Source organism: Bartonella sp. MU70NMGDW, from assembly GCF_042194085.1.
Taxonomy (GTDB): Bacteria; Pseudomonadota; Alphaproteobacteria; order Rhizobiales; family Rhizobiaceae; genus Bartonella; species Bartonella grahamii.
The window spans coordinates 1-5,127 of record NZ_JBHIMK010000104.1; the positions used below are offsets into that span (position 1 = coordinate 1).

At 37.1% G+C, this 5,127-nt stretch carries 2 protein-coding genes; both read right to left on the minus strand.

Annotated features, from left to right (window positions below):
- Window positions 1-1,733: pertactin-like passenger domain-containing protein (locus ACFIKE_RS08115; protein WP_375649165.1), on the minus strand; the 1,733-nt coding region annotated here is incomplete at its 3' end.
- A 408-nt stretch (window positions 1,734-2,141) separates the two neighbouring features.
- Window positions 2,142-4,706, minus strand: a complete 2,565-nt coding sequence (gene bafA / locus ACFIKE_RS08120) for a BafA family autotransporter (protein WP_375649167.1) — start codon at window positions 4,704-4,706, stop codon at window positions 2,142-2,144.
- Between the last annotated feature and the right edge of the window lie 421 nt (window positions 4,707-5,127).

A 5,127-nucleotide genomic window follows, 5' to 3' on the forward strand; every position in this document is an offset into this window, starting at 1 on the left:
ACGGTTTGCATTTCATTGTGAAAAACCATCGCTGGAGCCACAGACATAGACAATACCGCATCTGTAGAGGGAGTGGTCAAAAACTGAGAAACTGAAAGTGCCTCTCTCAATTGTGGAGAAGGGTGTTCTTTATGAACTGGACGCAAAATCATTTGATCAGCTAAAGATTGTGAAGATTCTGAAACAGCAGCCTGTTGCTCTTCATCAGAAAGAGGATGAGAACTCGCTAGAGGAAACACCAGACGATTCTGATTTTCTTGAGAGGAAGATACAGAAACACTAGAGATATTCTGCGCTTCTCTTAAATGACGTGGAGTCCGTTGCTTGGGTTGATCTTTTTTAGTAGATTTATGAAGATCGGTATTTTTTCCTCTAGACGGAGAACTTTGATCAGATAATGCAACAGGGACCTTCGTTTTTTTGTTTACACACTGTGTTTTAGTATTCGAACGTGTCGTACCTTCAGAGGCTCTTCCTAAATACCAAATTGTAGCACTATCACTAGAATCAGCACATCTATCTCTCTTCAGCAATTGATATTGATAAGCTCCACCATCGATAGCTGTAATATCCTTACCCGAAAAATCTGCCAGAGTAAAATTAGCGCCTCCATTGTGGCTTCTATCAGTAATTAAATTAATCCCTGTGACCAAACTATTCTTTTGTGAGAAAAGACCTGTAATTTCACGACCAGAATCTGCAACACTTATTTTGTGATTACCTGCACCCTCATCAATCGACAAGTAATCACTCGAATCCCCCGTAGCACTAATATTGAATCGAAAATGTAAATTCCCTGAAAGTTTCTCAACATGAAGTGAAATATGTCGTAGATCATACGGTATAGAAGTAAAAATAACAGTTCCTCCCTGCCCCCCTAAATCTTCAATTTCAATCTGAGGTTTTTCTCCTATATTCCGCTCACCAACCTCAAATATTGTTTCATCAGCTCTCTCTTCTATAGGAATTTTTTTCTTAGTCGTATGATTTGTCCTATCACCAGCGAATAAATAAAGTTCTCCGTGATCATTGACCCTTACTTCTCCAACGACTTTTTGAACACCAGAATGAAACCATGACCTAGCAGAATCTGTAATTGTTAAAGTATTCACAACCCCTTGAGGATATACAACTTGAACAGCCTGCCCCTTCAAAGTAGTAGCATAAGACCCAGCATGCGCTAAGACGTGCTGTCTACCATTCCCAGAGACCTCAGCATACATTGATTTTCCCCCCTCTTTTCTTTGTCCCGCATAAAGATTTTGTTCTCCGTTATCTCCCACTTTCGTATACCAAACCCACGCTCCATCATACACATTCTGCTGTCCCACTACTCCACCATCCCCAGAAACTGTGGAATTATATGCACTACTTTTTCTCTCCACGCTTGTAAGATCAATATTTGGCTCTTCATGAATAAACTGCTGACCTCCCAAAATTTTGGCGCTCAGTGCATTTCCTGCACGTGTAACTATTTGCATCCCTCCTTTTTTAATAGTGGAACCTACAGAAGTTTCTCCATTTTCAACAAGCTCTACATCACCATATTCAATCGTAATATTATTTTTGAAAAAACTAGCAATCTGTTCTAATTTTTTTTGTTCCTCTTCTCTATTTCGCACATGTGTTGCTCTTGTTAGCTCTCCATTCCTGTTTTCAACTGCACTTGCAACTTGTACAAGACAACTACTGATCATCAATACTGAGAAACTTAACTTATGTTTATACTGCATTATCGACACTCCACTCTCAATTATTTAGAAAAATATCCCACGGCTACGTAGGTAACTCGTCTTAGATTGTATCGTAATGTGTTTTATTTATGTTTAAAAACACTTTTTAAGTGTATTTTTTTAATATAAACAACTTTAAGTTGTGTATTTATGAGCAGTTAGAAAGTTCTAACTTAAGGCAGAAAATCTGAATAAAATTCAAATTGTTAACTTGAATTCAAGAAACAATTTGCAATATTTGAAGTTATAGATACAAAAAAAACGCTCGTGCCTTCAAAGGAGAGTATAAAGATATCCTTACTGTTTGAGAAGATCTCTATACTCTCAAGAAGACAAAACCGAGCGTTATCTGTTTAAGCTTGCAAAGCAATTACATTCATAAAGTTAATCAGCCGTGTACACACATATTTAGAAACTATAGCGTAATCCTAAAATAGCTTGAAGAGCATTCTTAATCTTATGTCCTTTCAGATAATGTGCTTCCGCATAAAGTGTCAGTTTATCATTGACCGAGCCGTTTAAACCAATTCCCAATTTACCTGCACTGCCTGATAAATCTGTAATAAATTTATACTGGTTATTAATTGTCGTATAATTATTATTTATATTCTCACGCAACCAAGCTGCCATAATGTAAGCGGTTAATGAAGTTTCTGAATTCACAAAAAATTCATGTCCTGCAGTCAATCCAACTTCACTGCGGAATGAAGTTAATGGGCTTAGATCACCTATCATTCCATTGGAAAGTTTTATTTTTTTGCCTTCAACCTGCAAACCTGTTAGCTTGATATAAGGCTGCATCCAAGTATTCTGTGCCGGTTCAAAATAACAGCCAATCTCAAATGATCCACCTATCGCCCACTGATTGTAATGACTTTGAATAGCTAAATTATTCGTTGAGATGGCTTTTAAATTATCTCGGTAATAATTATATTTCAAAACACCATCCATATACCATCCACGATGATCAAAATAAGTTGCGTAAGTTCCAATGCTATAAGAGCTCAAATCGCTGTCACCACCTCGTGCATGAGAAATACGTGCTTGATCATAACTACCGAAACCACCAACATACAACTCTCCATGCCTTAATTCACTCAACTGATCAGCACCAAAGACTAAACCTGTCTGCCCAAGCTTAAAGTGTGTATGGCCTGTCGCAACACGTTCTCTACTCTTAATCCCATAAGTCCATAGTTCGATATCTTTCTTATTTCTGTCCCAAATTTTTCTACCATTCCGTACAACTTGCAACTCATTATTAAAAATAAGTCCAGGAACTACGGACAACGTTAACACTGCATCTGTAGAGGGGGTTGTTGATGTTTCACCAGGAAAAAAAGGATCTGTCGGATTTGGCATAGAAGGCTCTGGTCCACTGAGGCGGTCTGCCGATAAAAACCAAACTTTTCCATTTTCATCCTTTCTTTCTTTCAAATCATACATATACGTTCCACCATCAATGGCGTTAATTTTGTCACCCTTAAGATCTGTTAGCGTAAAATGTGCGCCACCACTTTGATCCATAATTAAATCACGCTTATTTGAAAAAGGATCCGTGATTTCAACTCCAGAATCAGCAACACTTATCGTATGATTCCCAGCACCTTTCTCAACAAAGAGATAATCACCACGGTTATGAGCAATCGTCGTATTGAACGCGAAATGTAAATTTCCTGAAAGATTATTCACATGAAGCTGAGAATAATATGGATCAGAACCTGTAAACGAAAAAATAACACTCCCTTCACCACTTAATTTTTGTATCAAAGAACTTTTTCCATCAAACTCATCAGTAATAGAATACAGTTTTGTATCTTTTCCATTTAAAATAATATCTTCTACTATGGTACGATGTTGATCATTCCCAGCATAAAGATGAATCTGCCCAGAATGATTTACCTGTGTCTTGCCTTCTAATGTTGCCTCAGCATGCACCCATGATTTTGTTTCATCATTCATTGTTAGATTTTTTACAGATCCATCAGAATATATTTCCTGAATAGCGCTCTCATTTAAAGTAACTCCAATAGCCTTACCGCCTTTTAAGATACGCTGTTTACCACCGCCAAAAACTTCTGTGTCAAATGCAAAACCACCATTTTTAGCACTTTGAGATTTTTTTCCAACCTCTTGTACGCCCCCTCGCATAACTTTCGTATCCCAAACTTTTCCGCCATCATATACTTTTTGTTGGCCTAGTATTTCATCTTGACCATAAATGACAGTATGAGAAGCACTACTCCCTTTAACCTCTCCTCCAACATCCCCCTCCCCGAAAACAAGTTGCTCACCACCATAAATTTTAGTCCCCTCTACTTTTCCTCCATTTCCAACACTTTGTTGTCCATCTTCTTTAACGACAGCATTTTTCGAAAAGCCTTGTTTTCCCTTCAAAGCCTGAACATTTTCAATTCCACCATGTTCAATTTTACTATTCTCACTGAGTCCTCCTGCATACACATAAAGCTCTGCACCATTCCTTACAGTGTTATTAATGGATCGCCCTGGACTATTAATCTCACCATCATTTGAAATGTATGCTTTACCTTCATTATCAAGGATATAATTTTCTAACATTGCCCCATCTTTAATGGAGATAAGTTCAGGTTTTTTAAGAAACGCAATATTTTCTTCTTGTACATCATATCCGACATTGTCACGACGACTGCTGTCAAGCTCCTGTTGACTCGCAAACACTCGAGTGCCCTTATCCTCAGTAAAATCGCTAGGATTTTTTAAAAAGTCTAATTCATTGCGTGCCCTTATAATAACATCATTAGATGCTCCAAGTATGCATCTTCCTGTTTTCATATCCTCATTGTATTGATCTTGAAATACTTTATCATTTTCATAACTTGAAGATTGACAAAAAAGTGCTGCCCCCCCCTCATTTGCAGCAGCAGCTTGCACAAAACAGCTGCTCAACATGAGTATCCAACAATGTCGTTTCCATTTATATTGTAGAGCCATATCCTCCCCCCTTCACGCCTGCATAGACACTAAACGTAATTAGCTCTACAAAACATATTTTCAACCTTAGATTGCAAACAATCCTTCTTAAAAATCCTCTTTATCCCATAAAAAACTGTTCTCTACAGTTTTTTAAATACTTTTTTGATCAAGAATATAAGGGCGTTTTTATAGTGCTTCTTTAGCATTTCCTCGGAGTTTTCTTATCAAAGAAAAAGTAATGCATAATAAAGTATATAAGGGTATACAGTTTATCATGAAAAGCGAAGCTGCATTCTCTGAAAAATTGTTCTCTGAACCTTCATTAAAAACCTTTAAAAACAATCATACATTTAAAGATAACTAAAAAATAACCATATAATTAAAAACTATAGCGTACACCTAAAATACCCTGAAGAGACTGTTTTGTTTTACGTCCTTT